4 protein-coding genes are annotated in these 5,778 nt (G+C 39.1%); 2 read left to right on the top strand and 2 right to left on the bottom strand.

Translation table 11 applies throughout. The annotated features are described in order from the left end of the window. The first annotated feature begins 290 nt into the window (after positions 1–290). Positions 291–1,523, top strand: a complete 1,233-nt coding sequence (locus AC2JBO_RS42375) for a sensor histidine kinase (protein WP_496959626.1) — start codon at positions 291–293, stop codon at positions 1,521–1,523. A 320-nt stretch (positions 1,524–1,843) separates the two neighbouring features. Here the strand turns inward: AC2JBO_RS42375 and AC2JBO_RS42370 are convergent, their stop codons facing one another. Next, on the bottom strand, positions 1,844–3,274 hold the full coding sequence (locus tag AC2JBO_RS42370) for an RtcB family protein (RefSeq protein WP_496959625.1): 1,431 nt from the start codon (positions 3,272–3,274) through the stop codon (positions 1,844–1,846). Between the two features lie 601 nt (positions 3,275–3,875). On the opposite strand from AC2JBO_RS42370, the gene AC2JBO_RS42365 reads away from it, so the two are divergent. Next, on the top strand, positions 3,876–4,817 hold the full coding sequence (locus AC2JBO_RS42365; RefSeq protein WP_496959624.1) for a ferritin-like domain-containing protein: 942 nt from the start codon (positions 3,876–3,878) through the stop codon (positions 4,815–4,817). A 146-nt stretch (positions 4,818–4,963) separates the two neighbouring features. Here AC2JBO_RS42365 and AC2JBO_RS42360 read toward each other — a convergent pair. Then, positions 4,964–5,778: M48 family metallopeptidase (locus tag AC2JBO_RS42360; protein WP_496959623.1), on the bottom strand; the 815-nt coding region annotated here is incomplete at its 5' end.

The following is a 5,778-nucleotide window of genomic DNA, read 5'->3' as shown; positions in this document are numbered from 1 at the left end:
GAAGAATTTATTTTAATATTCGTTACCCAAAGTCTCAAGAAAAAATTTATAACGCGATAACTGAGAAAGTTGTCAAGTCTATAAAGTACTAGTCACAATCATGAGTTGGTGCGTGACGCTACAAATCTTATATCTACGTTTAAGTTCGTTATAGCGTCACGCACCCTACAGTTTTTATGTGCCAATCGCTTAAGTCCTTTTAAGTTTTAGCAATATTTAAGTAAATTTTTTGCAGTCACTATACATCTAGCACATAATAGAATCACTAAACTACAGTGTGCTATCAACTCATGCTGACTTCCTCAGTGATTTTGTCTGTCATTGTCACCATGATTATTCTCGGCGCCGGAATTATGGGACTGTGTATCTTTAAAACTAGCAAAATTCTAAAACTATTTGAAATAGACCCTGACCGCTCCAGATGGCAAATAATGCATTGGCTAATGATTTTTTTCCTGTGCGGTTACTCATTATTAGCTTATCTAGTAAGCGCGAGGCTTTTTGAATGGATACCTTTGTTAACTGGCATGGTGTTCTTTTTCGGAGCGCTGTTTGTTTGGTTTAGCGTCAACGTTTATTACCGGACGCTGCACAGGTTTCTGCAAATACAGGAAAAATACCGCACAGCAAAAGAAAATGCTGAGACTATCCTGTTTCAATTGCAAAAAGTTCAGCAATCTCAATTACAGTCAATTCATCGTGAAACTATGCTCGCTTTAGGGCAAATGGTCGCTGGTGTCGCACATGAAATCAATAATCCTGTAAGCTTCATAGAAGGCAACCTGGGGTACGTTCGTTCATACACTCAAAACTTACTAGACCTTATAGCCACTTATGCTTCTTTATACCCTGATCCAGACGTTAAGGTTCTCAACGCTATAACTTCAAGTGACCTGGAGTTTATAAAAGTCGATTTACCAAAAATTATAACCTCTATGGAAGTCGGTGCCACTCGTATCGCCGAAATAGTACAATCGCTCTCTAGTTTCTCACGATTGAACGAAGCGGAGTTTAAAAAGGCGGATATTCACGAAGGAATCGATAGTACGTTGACAATTTTACAGCATCGTCTCAAATCTTGTGGGCGCCAAGCCAAACAGATTACAGTAATCAAAGAGTATGGAAAAATTCCTAAAATATATTGTAACCCTAGAATTTTAAATCAAGTATTTTTTCACGTAATCAACAATTCAATCGATGCACTAAATAAAAAAGCAGCAATTCTAACTGAAACGAACGACGAAACACCAACTATAAAAATTCAAACATCATATCAAGAAAATACAATTACTATCCACATAATTGATAACGGCTGCGGAATGAGCAAAGAAATATCTCGAAATATTTTCAGACCCTTCTTTACAACCAAAACAGTTGGTCAAGGTACTGGCTTGGGTTTGTCCATAAGCCATCAAATTATTGTCGAAGAACACAATGGTTCAATTCAATGTTCTTCAAAAGAAAATCAAGGAACTGAGATTGTTATTGAATTTTCCGTTAATGAATTATTAAAAGCTAGTTAGAGCAAACAATATACATATTAAATTTTTAGATTTTTTATATATCAATATTAAATAAACCGTTATCTTATATCCCCACACCCTATAAGGGTGAGACTATACGAACAAAGCCAGACGGGCGCAGGCTAAGAAACTTTATTTTACGTTTTATTGACAAAATAGATGTTTATTGAAAACTAAAAATTCTAGTCTGTGTCATAAGTTTTGGTGTGTTCTCTCTTCTTAATTCTTCCTTTGCGAGCTTTGCGTACTTTGCGGTTCGTTTATTCTACTTCCCAAAACTTTTGACACAGACTATTAGGTGGGCAATGCCCACCCTACAATTAGGCTTTGAAGGTTAATATGGGGCTAAGACGCGCGACTGTTTCTATCATTTTTGCTTCTACTTGTACGTCTATTACTGATTGTATTGGTTTGTATGCGACAGGCGCCTCTTCGATTCGGCGTTCTTCACGTAAAGTAATACAGTCAACTCCGTTTAACCCTAGTTCTTCTTCGGTGTATGATGCACCTTGACGAGTTAGTTCAAAACGACTTCGCTGTCTTCCTGCACCATGGGATGCAGAATTTAGAAATTTGGAATTACTTTTACCTACACACAAATATGAGTAGGCGCCCATTGAACCAGGAATAATTACGGGTTGACCATCGAATGCAGGACAGGCACCTTTACGTGTTACCCACTTTTGACTTTTGGATTGAGGTAAAGTGATGTTGTGGGGTAAGTCGTAAATTAATGGCGCCTCAATGTCACCAAACACTTCACGTAGCCTTAACCGTAATAACTCAGCAAGCAATAACCTATTTACAAATCCATAGTTTGCTGCAGTTGCTTCTGCTTGTAAATAGCTAGCAACCAGTTCAGGGTGCGAATGGGTTGATAATGGGAAGATATGGGAGTCAGGATATTTTACATTACCCCATGCAGCTTTTGCTTGGTCACGCCACGCACCACCGATATATTTACCGACATTGCGTGAACCAGAATGAATCATAAAAGCTAGTTGTCCTTCTTTTATTCCCCATGCATGTGCTAATGTGCGGTTTTCGACTTTATCTACACGCTGAATTTCAACGAAGTGATTTCCACCACCTATAGTAGCTAAACCTCCATCCCGCACAATTCCATCATCGGAAACTAGTTCTGACGGCGCCTGAAGCCAATTTCCCTGCATCGAACCATTGAGGAAAATACGGTCTATCTCTTTGCCTAACTGTACAAAATCTGATTTAACTACGCTCCCAGTTGGTGCGTCCAACATGCCATCAAGCCAACCCATAATACCGTTTTCAAACAACGCGCGCATTGTTTTTGCCGTCATTGTCACATCGCGAGTCCCAAAAAAATAATCTCCTTTCATTAATTCAACAAATTTCTGGCGCTGTGACTCAAATTGATCGATAGTTAAATCTGCAACATGCAACCGCATACCGCAGTTGATGTCAGAACCGACGGCAGCAGGAATTATCATGTCCTTTGTTTCAATAACTGAACCAATTGCTACACCCGCATCACCTGGGTGAAAATCTGGTGTAGCACAGGCGCCACATACACACCCACCAGCAGGATGCTGCATACTAGCTAGGAGTGCAAGTTGATTAAAAGCTTTTGCTTCTACTGGAAATCCTTCAGGCAAAAGCACGGAAGCTATGGGTACATCTTTGCTTGCTTTATTCAAGCGCACCGAATAAGTTTTATTTTCGTAGCTAACATCCAAACCTTGACGCGACAACGCGCGCAGGAGGCGAGACATATTTTTAGGCTGCATGAAACCTCTAGTTATGAGCTATAACTACTCAAAGCAATTTTGATTTTTTTGAAGTGATGAGACGTTTGGGTAAGCAGCCGCGTCTCTGAGTTAGTTCTTTTCTTGTTGTGGGATGGGCATCCTCGCCCGTCCCAGATTTTGAACGGGCAAGGATGCCTATTCCACAAGTGTAGAATTTAATTTTTGCAAGTCTCTAAGACTTTATTAACACATTACTAGTGTCAGTGACAAGTGTTTTTCACCTACATCTAAAAGCTTTTTTCTCGAATTTATATGTATTTTTTATTACATATGTACTTAAATAACATGCAACTAGCTAGGTGATGATTTTAATATTTCATAAAATGCGAATAATGGGGTCAAAAATGGGACAGATTTTTTACTGCCACATGACTACATAACTAAATGACTTTATTTGTGTCAGTGTTAAATAATGAAGCGATTTTCTCACAGGCTAGATGGTTTGAGTGATTTTCTTCCCATTCGCTCGTTTCGGTGAATTACTTGTTTGTTCCCTATTTTCCGATTTTTACATGAAAGCGCGCGCTCGAAAGCTATGTATATCGGCAAGTTTGATTATAAATAGATGATTAAACAACAATTTATAACAGGGTCAAATCTACCTTCACAAGAAGAAGATAAGCTTTTACACTGGCTGTCTTCACAACTTGGCGCCCGATTAGGTCAACCCGACACGTATAATCTTACCCTAAATCTAACCCTCAAAAACTCTATATACTGGGGCGCCAGCTACTTTGGGTTGGATAAAGTCGGAATTTACCAATATGCTTATAGAAATGAACAGGCTGAAATATTGCGGTTTTGCAGTTCTTTCTTGATAGAACAAATATACGCCATAGAAAAAGCTTGTGTAAGTTATATGGCAAAAATGGTACTAATGCATGAAAGTACTGAAGAACAAATGCTCTATAGCTTGTTTGGTGCTGATGAGGCCATGCACGTTGCAAAAATCAGTCAATTCTTACCAGGTTTTCAAATACCAGTAACTGGAATCATTCAAGACAATCAATTAGTAAAATTTTTAAATGGTGTAGTTGATATTCAGGATAAAGCGGTTATTTTATTTGTTCTTCTAGTTTTAGACGGGTGGAGTTTAAGTTATTACCGCAGCTTGGCATCTGAGTGTTATGAACCTGATATCAGCTTGATTTTACAGGGTTTTTTAAGAGATAAAAGTCGTCACCACGCGACAGAGGTAATGTTATTTCATAACCTACGTCTAACTAGCGAAAGCCAAAGCGCAATTGTTGAAACATTATTTAAGTTTTTACGGATTATGCAGGTTGAACCACAGCGAACTATTATATCAGCGATTGAGCAAGTTAAAGGAGATTTATCGCCACATCAAAAAATCTGTATTTTTGAAGAACTAGACATAGAAGCTACCAGCGCAACTCGTCTAAAATTTTTGCGCTCTTTGATGCGGAACCCAAACTCTGGCAATATTGTCAAAATGCTCGAAGCGCGCGGAGCATTTCAGCCGTACAGAGAGCATCAAGTATATTGATTCAAAAATTAAATTAATAAAACGGCAAAAAAAAAGTGGCATAGCCACTTATGCTTGTAATTCCCAGGTAGAACCTTAAAATTAGTATATAGTTTATACAATTTTCAAATCGTATAAACTTACACTTTTCACAAACCTGGTTTCTTCTATACACCGTTTCGACGAATTCTATCAATTTCACGCTGAAGCTCTTCGAGTTGGCGCCGAAGTTGGTCAGCTTCAGTTTGAGTATTTACATCAACATCAACAGCACCTTCGGCTGCAGAACGTCTGTAGTTCCCCTGACGAATTTGTTGATATTCTTGCGACACTGCCCACTCACGTAAGTAATGTAAACGCTCGACTGCAAAAGGATGACTTTGCATTTCTCCAATAATCCCTGAGTACATTAACAATTTGTAAACTTGATTGAGTCCATCTGCATCAAGCGCTTGATATTCTTCCGACTGTTTGATGAACTCTTGTAAATGACACTCATGGGCATATTTTATACTGCCTCCACTGATTTTCATCATCGTTTTCATCACCGTGTCCAGGTCTTCGATGACAAGCAAAGCTGCACGGTCACATGATAATTCCGCTTTCCGGCGCCATTCGTAAAACGCCAGCAATAGACCAGTACTCACAAAATTACCGATGCCAAATGTCACATCCCCAATTGCAGAGGCTGCCCGACTCGCCCACATCGCCATTTGAATTAAAATAGTATGACCACACTTAATGTGCCCCAGTTCATGGGCTAACACCGTCCTGATTTCAACTTCACTAAGTAAGTCTAGTATGCCTGTATTAATAACGATGTAGGGATTTTCTTTTCCGAGAGAATAGCTGTTGGCGACTGCATTTTGCTCAACGAAGAGCTTCGGCTCTGGGTAAATATCTAAGTCCCGCACGCATTCGCGAAACATATGGTAAATAGTGGAATATTGACGAGGCCCAACTTGGATGGTGTTACCCATTA

It is taken from the genome of Calothrix sp. CBUCES-K 9914, from assembly GCF_059640475.1.
This window is presented reverse-complemented; position numbering and strand designations above follow the sequence as displayed.

Excerpts from the sequence above, each read along its gene's own strand:
- AC2JBO_RS42365 (WP_496959624.1), top strand. The coding sequence starts at position 3,876 with ATGATTAAACAACAATTTATAACAGGGTCAAATCTACCTTCACAAGAA.
- AC2JBO_RS42370 (WP_496959625.1), bottom strand. The coding sequence starts at position 3,274 with ATGTCTCGCCTCCTGCGCGCGTTGTCGCGTCAAGGTTTGGATGTTAGC.
- AC2JBO_RS42375 (WP_496959626.1), top strand. The coding sequence starts at position 291 with ATGCTGACTTCCTCAGTGATTTTGTCTGTCATTGTCACCATGATTATT.